Here is a 16,769-nt window from a genome sequence, read left to right as displayed (position 1 = left end):
GGCCCCTCCCTGCGATGTGTGCGGCCAATCCGCTCGTCAGAGGCTGACGCCGACCGTCACCGGCTCGTTGACCAGCATGATCCCGAACGCCTCGTGGACCCCGGCGACCACCTCGCGCGCGAGGGCGAGCAGGTCTTCGGTGGTCGCCGCGCCCCGGTTGGTGAGGGCGAGGGTGTGCTTGGTGGAGATGCGGGCCGGGCCCGTGCCGTAGCCCTTGGTGAAGCCGGCCTTGTCGATCAGCCAGGCCGCGGAGGTCTTCGTACGGCCACTCCCGTCCGGGAATCCGGGCGGTGTCACGTCGTCGCCGAGGCGGGCCCTGGCGCGGGTGACGAAGTCCGCGTGTTCCTGGTCGGTGAGGATCGGGTTGGTGAAGAAGGAGCCCGCGGACCAGGTGTCGTGGTCCGCGGGGTCCAGCACCATGCCCTTGCCGGCCCGCAGCCCCAGGACGGTGTCCCGGGCGGTGGCGGCGGGGACGCGGTCCCCGGGCTCGACACCGAGGACGCGGGCCGTCTCGGCGTACTTGAGGGGGGCGGAGAGCCCGCCCGCGTCCTCCAGCGCGAAGCGGACCCGCAGGATGACCCAGCGCTCGGGGTGCTGCTTGAAGCGGCTGTGGCGGTACGAGAAGCCGCAGTCGGCGCCCGCGAGCGTGACGGTTTCGCGGGTGGCGCGGTCGTAGGCGACGACCTCGGTGATGGTGCTGGACACTTCCTGGCCGTACGCGCCGACGTTCTGGATCGGTGTGGCGCCGGCCGAGCCGGGGATGCCGGCGAGGCATTCGACGCCCGCGAGGCCCGCTTCGACGGTACGGGCGACGGCGTCGGTCCAGGTCTCGCCCGCGGCCAGCTCCAGCGTGGTGCCGTCGAGCGTGAACCCCTTTGTCGCGATCCGCAGGGCGGTGCCGTCGAAGCCCTTGTCCCCGATGATCAGGTTGCTGCCGCCGCCGATGATCAGCAGCGGTGTTCCGGCGTCGTCCGCCTCACGTACGGCGTCGATCACCTCGTCGTCGGTGGTGGCCGTGACGAGGCGTGTCGCCGGTCCGCCGAGGCGGAAGGTGGTCAGGGGGGCGAGGGGGGCATCGTGGAGTTCCTGCACAGGAACAAGAGTACGGGCCGTTGAAATTCGATCCCTGAATTTCAACGGCCCGGGATCAGGCGGCGGCCGTGCACTCGTCCGCCCACAGGTAAGGGGTGCCCGCCATGGCGAGCACCCCTTACGTGAGGAGAAGAACCGATCCGGTTCAGGCGAGCTGAACGACGGCGCGGGACATCCCCAGCACCTTCTGTCCCGCGCTCATGGCCTTCAGGTCCACCCGGACCCGGCCGTCGTCCAGCTTGGCCGCGACCTGGGCGCTGACCTCGACCAGCGCGCCCTCGTCGTCGTTGGGCACCACGACGGGCTTGGTGAAGCGGACGCCGTACTCGACGACGGCCCCCGGGTCGCCGGTCCAGTCGGTCACCACACGGATCGCCTCGGCCATCGTGAACATGCCGTGCGCGATGACGTCCGGGAGCCCGACCTCCTTGGCGAACTTCTCGTTCCAGTGGATCGGGTTGAAGTCCCCCGAGGCGCCCGCGTACCGCACCAGCGTGGCGCGTGTGACGGGGAAGCTCTGCGCCGGCAGCTCCGTGCCGACCTCGACCTCGTCGTAAGCGATCTTCGCGGCCATCGTCCTCACGCCTCCTCGGCGGCGCGGGCCACCAGCTTGGTCCAGGCGGTCACGACATGCTCGCCGCCCTCGTCGTGCACCTCGCCACGGACGTCGATGATGTCGTTCCCGGCAAGGGACTTGATGGCCTCGATGGTCGAGGTGACGGTCAGCCGGTCCCCCGCCCGTACGGGACGGGTGTAGGCGAACTTCTGGTCGCCGTGCACCACCCGGCTGTAGTCCAGACCCAGCTGCGGGTCGGCGATGACGCCGCGCGCGGCCTTGAACGTGATGGCGAACACGAACGTCGGCGGGGCGATCAGATCGCAGTGTCCGAGAGCCTTGGCGGCCTCCGGGTCGTGGTAAGCCGGGTTGCGGTCGCCCACCGCCTCGGCGAACTCGCGGATCTTTTCCCGGCCGACCTCGTACGGCTCGGTGGGTGGATAACTCCGCCCCACGAAGGACTGATCGAGCGCCATGGACTCGCTCCCTCCTGTGATGAATGTGATCACAACAAACGACGCGAGGCCGTCCCCCAACGGGGACGGCCTCGCATACGAGCCTGATTCAGCGCGTTTCGCGGTGCGCGGTGTGCGAGTTGCAGCGCGGGCAATGCTTCTTCATCTCAAGACGGTCCGGGTTGTTACGCCGGTTCTTCTTGGTGATGTAGTTCCGCTCCTTGCACTCCACGCAGGCCAGCGTGATCTTCGGGCGGACGTCGGTGGCAGCCACGTGAGTGCTCCTTGGACGGACAACGGATGAAAGGATGAACGCATAAAAGAGTAGCCGATCGAAGGACCGACCCCGCAATCGGCTACCGTGTGTAGCGGTGACCGGACTTGAACCGGTGACACAGCGATTATGAGCCGCTTGCTCTACCGACTGAGCTACACCGCTTCGATGCTGGATCTCCTCGCCCGAAGGCGAGGATCACCGAACATCTGAGCCCCAATACGGAATCGAACCGTAGACCTTCTCCTTACCATGGAGACGCTCTACCGACTGAGCTATTGGGGCGAGCGATGAAGACATTACACGGTCGGTTGCCGTTCGCCCAAATCCGTTTTCCGGCCCTCACCTCACGCGTCCCGCTGCGGCCCGGGAGGCACTCGTACGGCGCTGGTTCGGCGCTCGGAGGCGCTGGTTCGGCACGCGTACGGATCACCGAGGGGCACTCACGTACGGCATTCGCGGCCTCGCCCGGTACGACTATTGCGCTCCTCCCCGAAGCGCGTCGAAGGCGCCCCTACGCTCGACCCACTCTGCGTGTGATCCGCCTCTGCGTGTGATCCGCGCGCCAGAGCCCCTGCCCGGACTCCCACCACCGCAGGGCTGCCGGGTCCGGTCCACAGCCCGGCAAGGCAGCCCCGACCAGGAGCGCGATGCCCGACAGCCAGCCGCAACCGCCCGACGGCGCCACGGCCGACACCGCCGCGCTCGTCCTCTGCGGCGCCCGTCTCGCCGACGGCCGCACCGTGGACGTACGGCTCCGCGCGGGCCGGATCGACGCCGTCGGAGCGGCGGGCAGCCTCGCCTCGCACGGCGCCCGGGTGGACCTCGCCGGTTACCTGCTGCTCCCGGCCCCCGCCGAGCCGCACGCCCACAGCGACACCGCGCTGACCGCGCTCACCACGCCCGTCCCGGCCGGGCCCCCGGGAGACTGCCCCGACGATGCGCGGCGGCGCGCCACCGAAGCCGCACTGCTGCAACTGGGGCACGGCGCGACCGCGCTGCGCTCCCACGTACGGATCGGCGACGTGGGGCGGCTCGACCGGATGGAGGCGGTGCTCCAGGCCCGGCGTTCGCTGCGCGGCCTCGCCGACCTGACCACCGTCGCCGTACCGCGGCTGCTGACGGGGCTCGCGGGCGCCGACGGGCTCGCGATGCTGCGCGACGCGATGAAGATGGGCGCGGGGGCGGTGGGCGGCCGGCCCGGCCTCGATCCGGATCCGGCCGGGTATCTGGAGGCGGTGCTGGAGGTCGCGGCCGAGCACGGCTGTCCGGTCGATCTGCATACGGACGGTGACGATCCTGCGTGGCTCGCCCGGCTCGCGGCGATGGCCGGCGGCCTGCGGCAAGGAGTGACGCTCGGCCCCTGCGCCGGTCTGGCCCGGCTGCCGGCCGATGTGGCGGCGCGGGCGGCGGACCGGCTGGCGGCGGCCGGTGTGACGGTGGTCTGCCTGCCGCAGGGAGGCTGCGGGGGCACGGACGAGCGCGGTGTCGCCCCCGTGGAGCTGCTGCGGGCGGCCGGCGTACGGGTCGCGGCGGGCAGCGGCGCTCTGCGGGACGTATCGAATCCGGTCGGGCGCGGGGATCCTCTGGAGGCCGCGTATCTGCTGGCCTCGCGGGGCGGGATGCGGCCGGAGGACGCGTACGGCGCGGTGAGTACGGCGGCGCGGGCGGCGATGGGGCTGCCGGAGGTCCGGGTGGAGGCCGGTTCCCCCGCCGAGCTGATGGCCGTGCGCGGAGAGGACATCGCGGGCGCGCTGTCCCTCGCGTACAGCAGGATCGTCATCCATCGCGGGCGGGTGGTGACGCGGACGAGCGCGGTGCGGGAGTACTGCGATTCGGCGGCGCCCCTGCCCCTGGAACTCCCGCGCCAGGGACGCTCCGACCTCGGCCCCTCGGGCCAACCCGGCCACCCCGGACCATGAGTGGGGCGCCGCCGTGGCGCGTGAGTGTGAACAGCCGGGCGGACGTACGGTCGTGAGTATGCGAATTGTGATTGCCGGAGGACATGGTCAGATCGCGCTGAGGCTGGAGCAGTTGCTCGCCGCGCGCGGACACGAGGTGGCGGGCGTCATCCGCAAACCGGAACAGGCCGACGATCTGCGGGCGGCGGGCGCCGAACCCGTCGTCCTGGACCTGGAGTCGGCCTCGGTCGACGAGGTCGCGGCGGCGCTGGAGGGCGCGGACGCCGCGGTGTTCGCGGCCGGCGCCGGTCCGGGCAGCGGTACGGAACGCAAGGACACGGTGGACCGCGGCGCCGCGGCGCTCTTCGCGGACGCGGCGGAGCGCGCGGGGGTACGGCGCCACCTCGTCGTCTCCTCGATGGGTGCGGACCCGGAACACGAGGGCGACGGGGTCTTCGACGCCTATCTGCGTGCCAAGGGCGCGGCGGACGCTTACGTACGCTCCCGGTCCGCGCTCGACTGGACGATCCTGCGGCCGGGGGCCCTGACGAACGACCCGGGCACCGGCCTCGTCCGGCTCGCGGAGTCGACGGGCCGGGACTCCGTGACGCGGGACGATGTGGCGGCGGTACTGGCCGAGTTGCTGGACACCCCGGGCACGGCGGGTCGGACGCTGGAACTGATCGGCGGGACGGTACCGGTGGCCGAGGCGACGAAGGCGGCCGCGGGCGGCTGATCATTTCGGTGATTCCACGGGCCGCGGGTACGTGACCGGTAGTGACCGTGGCAATGAAAATGGCCCCTGTTCCACGTTTCCGCAGAGCAGGGGCCATCTTCTTTATCGCGTGGCGGCGCCAGGATTCGAACCTGGGAAGGCTAAGCCGACGGATTTACAGTCCGCTCCCATTGGCCACTCGGGCACACCGCCATGGGATGTCGCTGCCGTTTGGAGGGGGCCGCTGGTGGGCGGTGCTCCGTGGCAACGACGTAAACGATACCCGATGCCCAGGGGTGCTCTGCCACCGGATTGATCAGCCCTCGCGGCTGGCCCGGGTGACTAGGCTTTACGCCAGCGGTCGGCGGCGTCCGGTCGCCGAGTGAGCAGGTGACGAGCGCCCCGGCGGCACCGTCGGCGGCATCTCGGACAACACTTTGAGCAGCACCCGGCAGCACCGAAGCAACATCCTGAAGCGAACACCCCGAAGCAGCCCCCGATACAAGGAGCCACAGGACATGGCCGACTCCAGTTTCGACATCGTCTCGAAGGTCGAGCGGCAGGAGGTCGACAACGCCCTCAATCAGGCCGCGAAGGAAATCTCGCAGCGTTACGACTTCAAGAACGTCGGAGCCTCGATCGGCTGGTCCGGCGAGAAGATCCTCATGGAGGCGAACTCCGAGGAGCGGGTCAGCGCGATCCTCGATGTCTTCCAGTCCAAGCTGATCAAGCGCGGGATCTCGCTCAAGGCGCTGGACGCCGGTGAGCCGCAGTTGTCCGGCAAGGAGTACAAGATCTTCGCCTCGATCGAGGAAGGCATCTCCCAGGACAACGCCAAGAAGGTCGCGAAGCTCATCCGCGACGAGGGCCCCAAGGGGGTCAAGGCGCAGGTGCAGGGCGAGGAGCTGCGGGTCAGTTCGAAGAGCCGTGACGACCTGCAGACCGTGATCTCGCTGCTGAAGGGGCACGACTTCGATTTCGCGCTGCAGTTCGTGAACTACCGGTAGGGAAGGCGGTACGGGGACGGGGCGGCGATCCGTCTCCGGCCCCGTACCTCGTGACCCGCGCGCCTCTGGTGACTCGCGCACCTCTAATGACCCGCGCGAGGATGCCGTGTCCGAATTCCGCCAGCCTCGGCTGCCGGACAGGCAGAGAATCGTTCTCGTGGACAGCTGCAGGAAGTCAACGGCCGCAAGAAGTCGACAGCTGGACACTCTGCGAGGAGATGACCGAGTGATGACCGTGTACACAACGATCGACAGTCCGCTGGGCGAACTGCTGCTGGTCGGTGAGGAATCCGCCACGGCGAAGGGCGGCACCGCGCTCGCCTCACTCTCCCTGCCGGGACAGAAGGGCGCGGCCGTCGTCCTGGACGGCTGGGTCCCGGCTCCGGAGGCTTTCGACGTGATCACCGGACAGCTCGGGTCGTACTTCGAGGGCACGTTGACGCACTTCGACGTCGAGTACGTGGCCGGCGGGACCGACTTCCAGCGGCGGGTCTGGCAGGCGCTGGACGCCATTCCGTACGGCGTCACGGTGACGTACGGGCAGATCGCCCAGCAGGTCGGCTCCGCCGGAGCCGGGGTGCGGGCCGTGGGGACCGCGATCGGGCGGAATCCGCTGCTTGTCGTACGGCCGTGTCACCGGGTGATCGGGGCGGACGGGGCACTCAGGGGGTACGCCGGCGGGCTGGCGAACAAGGAGCGGCTCCTCGGCCTGGAGGGCGCGACGGCGTCATGAGCCCGGGTGCCGCGTATGGAGAGCTGTTTCCGAGGCCGCGCGCGGTCGTCGCGCCCGGGGCCGTACATGTGCCCGACTGGCTGTCGGTGGAACGGCAGCGGGAGTTGGTGGACAGCTGCCGGGAGTGGGCGCGGGGGCCGGTGCCGATCCGGCACACGGTGCTGCCGGGTGGTGGTGTGATGTCCGTGCAGACCGTCTGTGTCGGCTGGCACTGGCAGCCGTACAGATACACCCGTACCGCCGGGGATGTGAACGGCGCCCGGGTCGCGGCCTTCCCGGACTGGCTCGTCCAACTGGGGCGGGCGGCGCTGGTCGAGGCGTACGGCGAGCAGGTGGCCGACGGTCCGCCGGCCGATGGCCCGCTGATCGACGGTCCACTGGTCCACGGTCCGCTGGTCGACAGGGTGGGGAGCGGTGGCCCGAGGGTGGGTGCGGTGTACGGCGGTCCGGCGTACACCCCTGACACGGCTCTCATCAATTTCTACGAGGGTGCCGCGAAGATGGGCATGCACCAGGACAAGGACGAGAAGTCCGATGCCCCGGTGGTGTCCCTGAGTATCGGCGACACCTGCGTCTTCCGCTTCGGTCAGGCGGAGAACCGGGGGCGGCCGTACACGGATGTCGAGCTGGCCTCCGGAGATCTCTTCGTCTTCGGAGGCCCGTCCCGCTTCGCGTACCACGGCGTGCCGAAGGTGTATCCAGGAACCGCTGCCCCGGCCACGGGCGTGAAGAGCGGGCGGCTGAACATCACCCTGCGGGAGACCGGTCTCGCGTAGTACCGCGAGACCGCGGGGTGAGCGGGGTCAGTGGAGTCAGGGGCAGGCGGGACGAGTGGGGTCAGCGGGATCGCGAGTGCCCGAAGAGAAGCCGGTACACGATGAGCAGGACGAGCGCCCCGCCGATCGCCGAGATCCAGGTCGCGCCGTCGTAGAAACCCTTGGTGATCGGATGGTCGAGCCAGCGGGACGATATCCAGCCACCGATGAAGGCTCCCGCGATACCGATGAGAGTCGTACCGATCAGCCCACCGGGGTCCCTGCCGGGGAGCAGTATCTTGGCGGCGGCTCCGGCAAGTAGTCCGAGAATGATCCAGCTGATGACGGCCATGCCACAAACCTGCCTTTCGTACTGAGTTGCCCCGGAAGACGCCAAAAGGGCCGGGTGCGGTTGCACGGACCGTGGAGTGCGGTGCAGGACACAGGAACTGTCCACACTCCGGGGTGCTCGACACAGGGCGACTCAGCGGCGAGCGGGGGTCGTTCGGCAACCGGGCCACGCGATGCCGCCGATCCGGCTTGATGATCAACTACCCCGCATCCCGCGAGACATGCGTTCGCGGGTTGGAACGGCCTTCCGGTTTCGTCTGATGCCGTTCAGGACCGATACTGAGTCTGAGCAGCGATAACCGGTGGTCCACACGGAAGGCGAGTGATCATGAAGCTCATAGAGCTGATCCTGAACATCCTGTGGCTGGTGTTCTGCGGGATCTGGATGGCGCTCGGATACGTCCTCGCCGCGATCATCTGCTTTATCTTCATCGTGACTATTCCGTTCAGCGTCGCTTCCCTGCGGATCGCCGGGTATGTGCTCTGGCCCTTCGGCCGCACGACGGTCGAACGCCCGGGCGCCGGTGCGCCGTCCTTCATCGGCAATGTCATCTGGGTCGTCTTCGCCGGATGGTGGCTGGCCCTGGGGCACCTGCTCACCAGCATCCCGCTCTTCATCTCGATCATCGGGATCCCCTTCGGCTGGGCGAACCTGAAGCTGATCCCCATCTCGCTGATGCCGCTGGGGCGGGATGTCGTGGCGACGGATGTGGCCTTCGGGGCTCGCTAGGACCGACCGGCGGCCGGTCCAAGAGTCGCTGGGCGCTGGATGCTGGGTTCGGTCGCCGTCTTCAGAGCCCCCTCCGTCAGAGCCCTCTGCCGCCGCAGGCCATCCGCTCCAGCCGTGCGATGCGCTCCGCCATCGGCGGGTGGGTGGAGAACAGCTTCGAGAACCCCCGTCCGGGCCGGAACGGGTTCGCGATCATCAGGTGGCTCGCGGTCTCGATCTGCGGTTCGGGCGGGAGCGGAAGCTGCTTCGTCCCGGCGTCGAGCTTGCGCAGGGCGCTCGCCAGGGCCAGTGGGTCACCGGTGATCTGCGCGCCCGAGGCGTCCGCCTCGTACTCACGCGAACGGCTCACCGCCAGCTGGATGACCGAGGCCGCGAGCGGCCCCAGGAGCATGATCAACAACATCCCTACGATGCCGGGGCCGTCATCGTCGTCGGACCGGCCCACGGGGATGAGCCAGGCGAAGTTCACCAGGAACATCACGACGGAGGCGAGGGCTCCGGCGACCGACGAGATCAGGATGTCGCGGTTGTAGACATGGCTGAGTTCATGACCGAGGACACCGCGCAGCTCGCGCTCGTCGAGGATCTGCAGGATCCCTTCCGTGCAGCAGACGGCGGCGTTGCGGGGGTTGCGGCCGGTGGCGAACGCGTTCGGGGCCTGGGTCGGTGAGATGTACAGCCGGGGCATGGGCTGACGGGCGGCCGTCGAGAGCTCGCGGACGATCCGGTAGAGCTGCGGCGCCTCGAATTCGCTGACGGGGCGGGCCCGCATGGCGCGCAGGGACAGCTTGTCGCTGTTCCAGTAGGCGTACGCGTTGGTGCCGACCGCCACGACAAGCGCGACGATCAGGCCCGTACGGCCGAAGAAGCTGCCGAACGCGATGATGATCGCGGACAGCCCCCCGAGGAGTACTGCGGTCTTCAGCCCGTTGTGCCGGCGGTGCACGGTACGCCCTCCAAGTGGTGCGGCAGGGGGACCCTCTACTGATGCTGCTCCACTCTTCAGTGGACCCTTCCGTACTGGTCAACGCGAGGCGAGCGGTGCGGGTTCCCTGGCGCTGCGGGGCAGGGGCGTACGCCGTCGAGGTGGCGGCGTACGCCCTACGGGCCCGGGACGGCCGTCCGGGAAGGAACTGGCGCCGGGGGACGTGCTGACGGGACCGGCGTCAGAAGAGACAGATCAGAAGAAGACAGAACTGGCGCAGGGACTGGCGCGGGGACTGGCGCGGGGACTGGCGCGGGCGATGTCGGAAGAGGGCGATGTCAGAAGAGATTGACGCCGGCGAAGCGCAGTACCAACTGGGGCGCCCCGGACAGGACGACACCGGCCACGGCGGTCAGTGCGATGGCCGCGGTGACCGCCACCGGGGCCCTGTGTACGACCAGTTCGCCGTGGGCGGATGCCTCGGCCCCGGCGGCCTGCTCGGGCTGCCCCTCCGGGGCACGGAAGAGGACGGCCGTCCACTGGAGGTAGTAGTAGAGCGCGATCACCACGTTGACTGCCATGACGACAGCCAGCCAGCCGAGGCCCGCGTCGACGGCCGTCGAGAAGACCGTGACCTTGGCGAACAGGCCGATGATGCCCGGCGGCAGTCCTGCCAGGCACAGCAGGAAGAAGCCCATGGAGAGGGCGGCGAGGGGCCGCCGCGAGTAGAGGCCCGCGTAGTCGGAGATGCGGTTCAGCGGCTGCATACGGGCCACCAGCGCGACGACGGCGAAGGCACCGAGGTTCACGACGGCGTACATGAGGGCGTACGCGACGGTGGATCCGATCCGCTCGTGTCCCGCGTACGCGGCGGCCGCGATCGGTACCAGCAGATAGCCCGCCTGTCCTACGGACGACCAGGCCAGCAGCCGTACCGCGCTCCACGCGCGCGTGGAGGACTGGCGCAGCGCCGCGACATTGCCGACGGTCATGGTGAGCGCGGCGAGGACCGCGAGGACCGGGCCCCACACGTTCCCGTACGAGGGGAACGCGACGACGGTCACCAGGATGAGGCCGGAGAAACCGACCGCCTTGCCGACGACGGAGAGATACGCGGCGATGGGCAGGGGCGCGCCGACGTAGGTGTCGGGGACCCAGAAGTGGAACGGGGCCGCAGCCGTCTTGAAGGCGAAGCCGACGAGGGTGAGGGCGACGCCCGCCTCCGCGAGGGTCTCGAACTGGCCGGGGACATCGTTCAGCTCGGCGGCGACGCGGGTGAGGTGCAGGCTGCCGGTCGTGACGTACACGAAGCTGACGCCCAGCAGCATCACGGCGGTCGCGGTCACCGAGGAGAGGAAGAACTTCAGCGCGGCCTCGGAGGAGAGCCGGTCGCCGCGCCTCATCCCGACCAGGGCGAAGGCGGGCAGGGACGCGACTTCGAGGGCGACGACCAGGGTGGCGAGATCGCGTGAGGCGGGCAGCAGGGCCGCGCCGGCCGCCGAGGAGAGCAGCAGGAACCAGTACTCCCCTACGGGGAGTTTCCACGTGTCGTGGAGCGAGAGCAGAGCGGTCAGCAGGGCCCCGCCGAGCACCAGCAGCTGGATGACCAGCGCGAAATGATCGGCGGTGTAGCTGCACACAGCGGCGTCGGTGGGGAGGCAGAACGTCGAGCGGTCGCCGTGGAGCAGGGGTACGAGGCTGATCAGCGCGGCGACGAGACCGGCGATGGTGATACCGCCGAGGAGCGGCTTGCGGTGCTCCGGTACGAAGAGGTCGGCGAGCAGCACGATCAGCGCGACCGCCGCCGTGATGGTGGGGGGCGCGATCGCGAGCCAGTCGACGGACTGGACGAGGCCGGCGGCACTTGCGGCACTCTCGGCGGCCACGGTCACGACTTGCCTCCTGCGAGGAGCTTCTGCACGGCGGGGTCGGTGAGTCCGAGAAGGACCGCGGGCCAGAGTCCGGCGAGGACGGTCAGGGCGACGAGCGGGGTCCAGGCGGCGAATTCGTAGGTCTGGACGTCGGCGAAGTGCTGCGCTTCCCTCGCTCCCTTCGCTCCCTGTGCTTCCTGCGGCCCCTGTGTTTGCTGGGCTTCCTGTGCTTCCTGAGGCTTCACGCCCATGCAGACGCGGCGTACGACGATCAGGAGGTACGCGGCGGTGAGCAGGGTGCCGAAGCCGGCGATCACCATGAAAGTGAGGAAGGCGGGGCGGCTCAGCCCTGGCGCGGGATCGAAGGCGCCGAACATCGCCAGCATCTCACCCCAGAAACCGGCGAGTCCGGGCAGTCCGAGGGAGGCGACGGCCGCGAAGGCGAGCAGTCCGCCGAGGCGCGGGGCGCGGCCGTAGAGCGCGGCGCCCGTCGCTCCGGAGAGGGTGTCGAGATCAGCGGTGCCGTAGCGGTCCTTGAGCGCTCCGACCAGGAAGAACAGCAGGCCGGTGATGAGGCCGTGGGCGATGTTGGCGAAGAGCGCGCCGTTGACGCCGGTGGGTGTCATGGACGCGATGCCGAGCAGCACGAAGCCCATGTGGCCGACGGAGGAGTAGGCGATCAGCCGTTTGAGGTCGCCGCCCGCGCCCTGCTTCGCGAGGGCGAGGCAGGCGAGGGATCCGTAGATGATGCCGACGGCGGCCAGGGCTCCGAGGTAGGGCGCGAAGGTCCGCATCCCGTCGGGGGCGATGGGCAGGATGATACGGACGAATCCGTACGTACCCATCTTGAGCAGGACGCCGGCGAGGAGGACGGAGCCGACGGTGGGTGCTGCGGTGTGGGCATCCGGCAGCCAGCTGTGCAGCGGCCACATCGGAGTCTTCACCGCAAGTCCGAGGCCGATCGCGAGAACGGCGATGACCTGCACGGATGTACTGAGACCCCGGCCGTTGTCAGTGGCGAGTGCCACCATGTCGAATGTGCCCGCGTTGAGCCCGATGAGCAGCAGGCCGAGCAGCATGACCACGGAACCGAGCAGCGTGTAGAGGATGAATTTCCAGGCGGCGGCCTCCCGGCCACCGGTCACTCCTTCCGAACCGCCCCAGCGGGCGATGAAGAAGTACATCGGGATCAGCACCATCTCGAAGGCCAGGAAGAACAGCATCAGATCGAGGACGGCGAAGGTCGCGAGCATGCCGGACTCAAGGACGAGCAGCAGGGCGACAAAGCCCTTCGGCGAAGGCGTCTTGGACGAAGAGGCCGTGGGCGAAGGGTCCTTGGTCTGCGGCGTCGGCTGCTGATGCTGCTGCTTGAAGTAGCTGTAGAGCGCGCAGAGGAAGGTCAGCAGCGCGGTCAGGACCAGGAGGGGGAGCGAAATGCCGTCGATGCCGAGGTGGATCCGCACGTCCAGTGCCGCGATCCAGCTGATGTCCGTCGTGGCCTGCATCTTCGACGGATGGTCATGGTCGAAGCCGAGGGCCAGCACGATCGCCGCGACGAGGATCGCGCCGGTCACGGTCACACCGTGGCGCAGCACGGCCTGGTCGGGGCTTCTGCCCCGCAGTCCGGGCGGGGCCGGGAGGAGCGCCGCGACGGCGCCGACGAGCGGCCCGACGACGATCAACGCGAGAAGGAACTGCATCACGGACTCACTGATATCGATCACGGCTCACGCTCCGGCGGCGACGAGGACGGCGGCGATCGCCAGGACGACGGAGCCGGCGAGCAGCGCGCTGAGGTAGGTCTGCACATTGCCGGTCTGCGCCCGGCGTACGGCGGCGCCCAGTTGGCGGGCGCCGGCGCCCGCACCGCGTACGTACGTGTCGACGACCTCGCGGTCGAGGAAGCGGACCAGTTGGGCCGCCGCGAGGACGGGGCGTACGAACAGGCTGTGGTAGACGGCGTCGAGATGGAAGCCGGACACCGCGTGGCGGTGGAGCGGTCCCAGCAGGAGCCGCCCGGGGTCGGCCGGGTCGGGGGCCGCCGCCATGGAGCCGTAGACACGGGTGTGGTTCTCGATGGCTTCCATCTCGGCGAGAGCGGGTTCGGCGTCCGGGTGGGCGACGACGGCGCCCATCGGGGTGCGTGCCGCGAGCGCCGTGGTGTGCCGCCAGCAGCCGTAGGTGACCAGCCCGCCGGCGAGGGCGACTCCCGTGCCCAGCACGGAGGTGGTGAGGTTCGGGGCGAGGCTGTGTCCGTCGAACCAGTCGGCGAGAACACCGACCGTCAGACCGAGACCGACGGTGGGGAGGGCGAGTACCCACAGGACGGCGTTCATGGAGAAGGGCTGCTTGCCGTGGTCGGGGGCCTCGGCACCGCGGCCGCGGAAGACCAGCAGCCAGAGGCGGGTGGCGTAGCCGGCCGTCAGGAGGGCGGTGAGCAGACCGGCGACCAGCACTGTCCAGCCCGCGGCCCCGGGGGCGATGCCGGAGGAACTGTCGAGCGCGGTGTGCTCGGCGGCGACGAGGACGGACTCCTTGGAGAAGAAGCCGGCGAAGGGCGGGATCGCGGCGAGGGCGAGCAGCGCGACGGTCATCGTCCAGTAGGCGTCCGGGACGCGTTTGGACAGGCCGTGCGTACGGGACATCGTGGCGAGCGAGTTGGTGCCGGCGGCGTGGATGATCACGCCGGCGCCGAGGAAGAGGAGGGCCTTGAACGCGCCGTGCGAGATGAGGTGGAAGACGGCCGCGCCACGGTCGCCCACGGCCAGGGCGCCCGACATGTAGCCGAGCTGTCCGATGGTCGAGTAGGCGAGGACCCGCTTGATGTCGTCCTGGGCGAGGGCGGCCAGCGCCGAGCCGACCATGGTGATCGCGGCCATCACGGCCAGCACCGTCAGGGCCGTCCCGGAGGCGGCGAAGACAGGGAGGAGACGGGCCACGAAGTAGATACCGGCGGCGACCATCGTCGCGGCGTGGATGAGCGCGGAGACGGGCGTGGGTCCGGCCATCGCGTCGGGCAGCCAGGTGTGCAGCGGGAACTGCGCGGACTTGCCCGCCACGCCCGCGAGTAGCAGCAGCGCGACCAGGGTGGGGTGGTCGAGGCCACCGTCCGCGACGGTCTTCAGGACCCCGGTGATCCGGAACGTACCGGCGTCGGCGGCCAGCGCGAACAGGCCGATCAGGAAGGGGACATCGCCGAGCTTGGTGACCAGGAACGCCTTGAGGGAGGCGGCGCGCGCCTCGGGGGTCTCCCAGTAGTGACCGACGAGGAAGTACGAGCAGATGCCCATGATCTCCCAGCCGACCAGCAGCACCATCAGGTCGCCGGAGTAGACGACGAGCAGCATCGCGGAGGTGAAGAGGGAGACCAGGGCGGCGTACGAGGGGTAGCGCGCGTCGCCGCGCAGGTAGCCCGTCGAGTAGATCTGCACACAGGACGCGACGACGCCGACGGTGACGGCGACCAGGGCCGCGAAACCGTCGATGTACAGGGCGAGGTCGATGGGGACCGAGCCGGTGGGGGCGAGCTGGGTCGCGGCCTCCAGCGGCGCTGTCCCGTTGCCGGCGCCACCGCCCTGGCGTACGGCCACGACGACGGCGAGCGCGGCCGCCACCAGGGTCGGCAGTACGGCCAGCGGGCGTACGAACCCGGGTGCGGTACGGCCGAGCAGCAGCCCGGCGACAGCGCCCAGGAAGGGAAGAAGGGGGACGAGAACGGCGAGGGTCGTGGTGGTCACGTGGTGGCCTCGGCCTTCTGTGCCGCTGTCTGCGCGGGTGTCGGTGCCGCTGTCTGATCCGGTGTCAGCGCCAGGGCCCCGGTGTCGTCAGGGCCTTCGGCGGTGTCGCGGAGGGCATCGACGTCCGAGGTGCCGCGGTTGCGGTAGACCATCAGGACGATCGCCAGCCCGATGCCGATCTCCGCCGCGGCGATGGCGATGACGAAGAGGGTGAGCGCCTGACCGGTGTGCAGGGTGTCGCGCAGCCAGACGTCGAAGGCGACCAGATTGAGGTTGACGGCGTTGAGCATCAGCTCGACGGACATCAGGACGAGGATCGCGTTGCGGCGCGCGAGTACTCCGTACAGCCCGGTGCAGAACAGGAGGGCCGCGAGCACGGCGGGATAGGCGAGATGCATCAGCGCTGCTCCTTACCGCTACCGCTGGGGGAATCGGTGCTCTTCGGGGCGTTGCCGTTCTTCGGAGAGTTGCTGTTCTTCGGAGAGTTGTTGCTCCTCGGGGAACCGCTGTTCTTCGGAGAGTTGCTGCTCTTCGGGGCGCCGGTGTTCCTGCGGGACAGGACGATCGCGCCGACGAGGGCGGCCAGGAGCAGAACGGAGAGCGCTTCGAAGGGCAGCACCCAGTTCCGGAAGAGGAACTGGCCGGTCACCGCGGTGGAGCCCTGGACCGGTCCGTCCAGGTCGATCCAGGTCGTACGGAACGCGTCGACGACCACCCAGACCAGGGCGGCGGCCGCGGCGACGGCCACCGCCAGCGCGACCGGGCGGTTGCCCGAATCGGCGTCCGGTGAGCGGCCGATGGGCGCCCTGGTGAGCATCAGACCGAAGAGAAGGAGCACCACCACGGAACCGAGATAGATCAGGACCTGCACCCAGGCGATGAACTCCGCCGTGAGCAGCAGGTATTCGACGGCCAGGCCGCCGAGCGCCACGACCAGCCAGAGGGCGGCGTGCACCAGTTGCTTGGTCGTGACGGTGACAAGAGCCGCGCCGAAGGTGACGAGGCCGACGAGAAGGAAGGCGATCTCGACGCCGCTCGGTGACAGGAAGCCGTGTCCGGCCGCGGCGGCTGTGTTCGCGGTTGCCATGGCGGTCTCCGTTGCGGTCGCGGTCACGGTCGCGGCGGTTGCTGCGAGGGTCACTCGCCGCCCTCCTGTTCCTGTTCCCGCTCTTTTCGCTGAGCCGCTTCGAGTTTCTCGACCGCCTTGCGGGCCGCTCCGATCTCCTTCGGCTCCTCCGCGCCCGGGTCGAGGGCGGGCGGCGGCGGCACCGTCCACATCCACTCGCGGAGCTTGTCCCGTTCGTGGGTGAGTTCGCGGATGTCCGCCTCCGCGTACTCGAACTCCGGCGACCAGAACAGCGCGTCGAAAGGACACACCTCGATGCAGATACCGCAGTACATGCAGAGCGAGAAGTCGATGGCGAACCGGTCGAGGACGTTACGGCTGCGCTCGCGGCCGCCGGGGGCCGCGGCCGGGGCCGTCTCCTTGTGGGAGTCGATGTAGATGCACCAGTCGGGGCATTCACGAGCGCAGAGCATGCAGACCGTGCAGTTCTCCTCGAACAGCCCGATCACCCCGCGGGTGCGGGGCGGGAGTTCGGGCTGTGCTTCCGGGTACTGCGCGGTGACGGTCTTCTTCGTCATCGTGCGCAGGGTGACGGCCAGGC

General features: G+C 69.4%; 18 protein-coding genes and 3 tRNA genes. 6 read left to right on the top strand and 15 right to left on the bottom strand.

All coding sequences use genetic code 11. The annotated features are described in order from the left end of the window. Nucleotides 1–36: 36 nt before the first annotated feature. The 6 genes from ACIQD6_RS00460 to ACIQD6_RS00435 form a co-directional block, all read right to left on the bottom strand. On the bottom strand, nucleotides 37–1,119 hold the full coding sequence (locus ACIQD6_RS00460; protein WP_401878011.1) for a UDP-N-acetylmuramate dehydrogenase: 1,083 nt from the start codon (nucleotides 1,117–1,119) through the stop codon (nucleotides 37–39). A 118-nt stretch (nucleotides 1,120–1,237) separates the two neighbouring features. Beyond that, nucleotides 1,238–1,666, bottom strand: a complete 429-nt coding sequence (locus tag ACIQD6_RS00455; protein WP_401876641.1) for a MaoC family dehydratase — start codon at nucleotides 1,664–1,666, stop codon at nucleotides 1,238–1,240. 5 nt (nucleotides 1,667–1,671) lie between these two features. Further along, entirely contained in the window at nucleotides 1,672–2,124 is a 453-nt protein-coding gene (locus tag ACIQD6_RS00450) for a MaoC family dehydratase N-terminal domain-containing protein (protein ID WP_401876640.1), read from the bottom strand. An 88-nt stretch (nucleotides 2,125–2,212) separates the two neighbouring features. Next, nucleotides 2,213–2,377 (bottom strand): 50S ribosomal protein L33, encoded by a 165-nt coding sequence (rpmG, locus tag ACIQD6_RS00445; RefSeq protein ID WP_003956487.1) that lies wholly within the window; start codon nucleotides 2,375–2,377, stop codon nucleotides 2,213–2,215. Between the two features lie 92 nt (nucleotides 2,378–2,469). Continuing rightward, nucleotides 2,470–2,542 (bottom strand) — tRNA-Met (locus ACIQD6_RS00440). A 47-nt stretch (nucleotides 2,543–2,589) separates the two neighbouring features. Then, a tRNA-Thr gene (locus ACIQD6_RS00435) sits at nucleotides 2,590–2,662 on the bottom strand. Nucleotides 2,663–3,027: 365 nt separating this feature from the next. Here ACIQD6_RS00435 and ACIQD6_RS00430 point away from each other — a divergent pair. Together ACIQD6_RS00430 and ACIQD6_RS00425 are read left to right on the top strand one after the other, a co-directional pair. After that, the gene (locus tag ACIQD6_RS00430; RefSeq protein WP_401876638.1) at nucleotides 3,028–4,299 is read left to right on the top strand and encodes an amidohydrolase family protein; all 1,272 of its coding nucleotides are present in this window, start codon (nucleotides 3,028–3,030) and stop codon (nucleotides 4,297–4,299) included. Nucleotides 4,300–4,357: 58 nt separating this feature from the next. Next, the gene (locus ACIQD6_RS00425) at nucleotides 4,358–5,014 is read left to right on the top strand and encodes an SDR family oxidoreductase (protein ID WP_401876636.1); all 657 of its coding nucleotides are present in this window, start codon (nucleotides 4,358–4,360) and stop codon (nucleotides 5,012–5,014) included. A gap of 110 nt (nucleotides 5,015–5,124) precedes the next feature. On the opposite strand, the gene ACIQD6_RS00420 is transcribed toward ACIQD6_RS00425, so the two are convergent. Next, a tRNA-Tyr gene (locus ACIQD6_RS00420) sits at nucleotides 5,125–5,206 on the bottom strand. Between the two features lie 305 nt (nucleotides 5,207–5,511). Between ACIQD6_RS00420 and ACIQD6_RS00415 the strand changes: the two genes are divergently transcribed. The 3 genes from ACIQD6_RS00415 (at nucleotide 5,512) to ACIQD6_RS00405 (ending at nucleotide 7,509) form a co-directional block, all read left to right on the top strand. After that, complete coding sequence (locus tag ACIQD6_RS00415) at nucleotides 5,512–6,000, top strand: YajQ family cyclic di-GMP-binding protein (protein ID WP_401876634.1); 489 nt, start codon at nucleotides 5,512–5,514, stop codon at nucleotides 5,998–6,000. A gap of 229 nt (nucleotides 6,001–6,229) precedes the next feature. Beyond that, nucleotides 6,230–6,733 (top strand): methylated-DNA--[protein]-cysteine S-methyltransferase, encoded by a 504-nt coding sequence (locus ACIQD6_RS00410; RefSeq protein ID WP_401876633.1) that lies wholly within the window; start codon nucleotides 6,230–6,232, stop codon nucleotides 6,731–6,733. After that, a complete protein-coding gene (locus ACIQD6_RS00405) occupies nucleotides 6,730–7,509 on the top strand; it encodes an alpha-ketoglutarate-dependent dioxygenase AlkB family protein (protein ID WP_401876632.1) in 780 nt (259 codons plus the stop codon). The genes ACIQD6_RS00410 and ACIQD6_RS00405 overlap by 4 nt, the downstream gene beginning before the upstream one ends. 61 nt (nucleotides 7,510–7,570) lie before the next feature. Here ACIQD6_RS00405 and ACIQD6_RS00400 read toward each other — a convergent pair whose 3' ends face one another. After that, entirely contained in the window at nucleotides 7,571–7,840 is a 270-nt protein-coding gene (locus tag ACIQD6_RS00400) for a GlsB/YeaQ/YmgE family stress response membrane protein (protein WP_401876630.1), read from the bottom strand. 327 nt (nucleotides 7,841–8,167) lie between these two features. Between ACIQD6_RS00400 and ACIQD6_RS00395 the strand changes: the two genes are divergently transcribed. Further along, nucleotides 8,168–8,569: a YccF domain-containing protein gene (locus ACIQD6_RS00395; protein ID WP_401876628.1), complete on the top strand. Its 402-nt coding sequence runs from the start codon at nucleotides 8,168–8,170 to the stop codon at nucleotides 8,567–8,569. Nucleotides 8,570–8,645: 76 nt separating this feature from the next. Here ACIQD6_RS00395 and htpX read toward each other — a convergent pair whose 3' ends face one another. The 7 genes from htpX to ACIQD6_RS00360 form a co-directional block, all read right to left on the bottom strand. Next, a complete protein-coding gene (gene htpX, locus ACIQD6_RS00390; RefSeq protein ID WP_401876627.1) occupies nucleotides 8,646–9,515 on the bottom strand; it encodes a zinc metalloprotease HtpX in 870 nt (289 codons plus the stop codon). A gap of 317 nt (nucleotides 9,516–9,832) precedes the next feature. Next, entirely contained in the window at nucleotides 9,833–11,386 is a 1,554-nt protein-coding gene (locus tag ACIQD6_RS00385) for an NADH-quinone oxidoreductase subunit N (RefSeq protein ID WP_401876625.1), read from the bottom strand. Then, nucleotides 11,383–13,065: a NuoM family protein gene (locus ACIQD6_RS00380; protein WP_401878010.1), complete on the bottom strand. Its 1,683-nt coding sequence runs from the start codon at nucleotides 13,063–13,065 to the stop codon at nucleotides 11,383–11,385. The genes ACIQD6_RS00385 and ACIQD6_RS00380 overlap by 4 nt, the downstream gene beginning before the upstream one ends. A gap of 27 nt (nucleotides 13,066–13,092) precedes the next feature. Next, a complete protein-coding gene (locus tag ACIQD6_RS00375) occupies nucleotides 13,093–15,102 on the bottom strand; it encodes an NADH-quinone oxidoreductase subunit L (RefSeq protein ID WP_401876623.1) in 2,010 nt (669 codons plus the stop codon). Further along, nucleotides 15,099–15,500 carry an NADH-quinone oxidoreductase subunit NuoK gene (gene nuoK / locus ACIQD6_RS00370; RefSeq protein ID WP_401876621.1) on the bottom strand — a complete coding sequence of 134 codons (402 nt, stop codon included), beginning with the start codon at nucleotides 15,498–15,500 and terminating at the stop codon, nucleotides 15,099–15,101. Before nuoK ends, ACIQD6_RS00375 begins: the two co-directional genes overlap by 4 nt. Next, on the bottom strand, nucleotides 15,500–16,189 hold the full coding sequence (locus ACIQD6_RS00365; protein ID WP_401878008.1) for an NADH-quinone oxidoreductase subunit J: 690 nt from the start codon (nucleotides 16,187–16,189) through the stop codon (nucleotides 15,500–15,502). The genes nuoK and ACIQD6_RS00365 overlap by 1 nt, the downstream gene beginning before the upstream one ends. A 50-nt stretch (nucleotides 16,190–16,239) precedes the next feature. Beyond that, nucleotides 16,240–16,746, bottom strand: coding sequence for a 4Fe-4S binding protein (locus tag ACIQD6_RS00360; RefSeq protein WP_401878006.1), 507 nt, complete (start codon nucleotides 16,744–16,746; stop codon nucleotides 16,240–16,242). Between the last annotated feature and the right edge of the window lie 23 nt (nucleotides 16,747–16,769).

It is taken from the genome of Streptomyces sp. NPDC088400 (genome assembly GCF_044753355.1).
Classification (GTDB): Bacteria; Actinomycetota; Actinomycetes; order Streptomycetales; family Streptomycetaceae; genus Streptomyces.
Note: the sequence above shows the minus strand (reverse complement) of the source record. Positions and strands in the feature narration are given on the sequence as shown.

Coding starts and splice junctions, on each gene's coding strand:
- ACIQD6_RS00455 (WP_401876641.1), bottom strand. CDS start 1,666: ATGGCCGCGAAGATCGCTTACGACGAGGTCGAGGTCGGCACGGAGCTG.
- ACIQD6_RS00450 (WP_401876640.1), bottom strand. CDS start 2,124: ATGGCGCTCGATCAGTCCTTCGTGGGGCGGAGTTATCCACCCACCGAG.
- ACIQD6_RS00430 (WP_401876638.1), top strand. CDS start 3,028: ATGCCCGACAGCCAGCCGCAACCGCCCGACGGCGCCACGGCCGACACC.
- ACIQD6_RS00425 (WP_401876636.1), top strand. CDS start 4,358: ATGCGAATTGTGATTGCCGGAGGACATGGTCAGATCGCGCTGAGGCTG.
- ACIQD6_RS00415 (WP_401876634.1), top strand. CDS start 5,512: ATGGCCGACTCCAGTTTCGACATCGTCTCGAAGGTCGAGCGGCAGGAG.
- ACIQD6_RS00410 (WP_401876633.1), top strand. CDS start 6,230: ATGACCGTGTACACAACGATCGACAGTCCGCTGGGCGAACTGCTGCTG.
- ACIQD6_RS00405 (WP_401876632.1), top strand. CDS start 6,730: ATGAGCCCGGGTGCCGCGTATGGAGAGCTGTTTCCGAGGCCGCGCGCG.
- ACIQD6_RS00400 (WP_401876630.1), bottom strand. CDS start 7,840: ATGGCCGTCATCAGCTGGATCATTCTCGGACTACTTGCCGGAGCCGCC.
- ACIQD6_RS00395 (WP_401876628.1), top strand. CDS start 8,168: ATGAAGCTCATAGAGCTGATCCTGAACATCCTGTGGCTGGTGTTCTGC.
- ACIQD6_RS00380 (WP_401878010.1), bottom strand. CDS start 13,065: ATGCAGTTCCTTCTCGCGTTGATCGTCGTCGGGCCGCTCGTCGGCGCC.
- nuoK (WP_401876621.1), bottom strand. CDS start 15,500: ATGCATCTCGCCTATCCCGCCGTGCTCGCGGCCCTCCTGTTCTGCACC.
- ACIQD6_RS00365 (WP_401878008.1), bottom strand. CDS start 16,189: ATGGCAACCGCGAACACAGCCGCCGCGGCCGGACACGGCTTCCTGTCA.
- ACIQD6_RS00360 (WP_401878006.1), bottom strand. CDS start 16,746: ATGACGAAGAAGACCGTCACCGCGCAGTACCCGGAAGCACAGCCCGAA.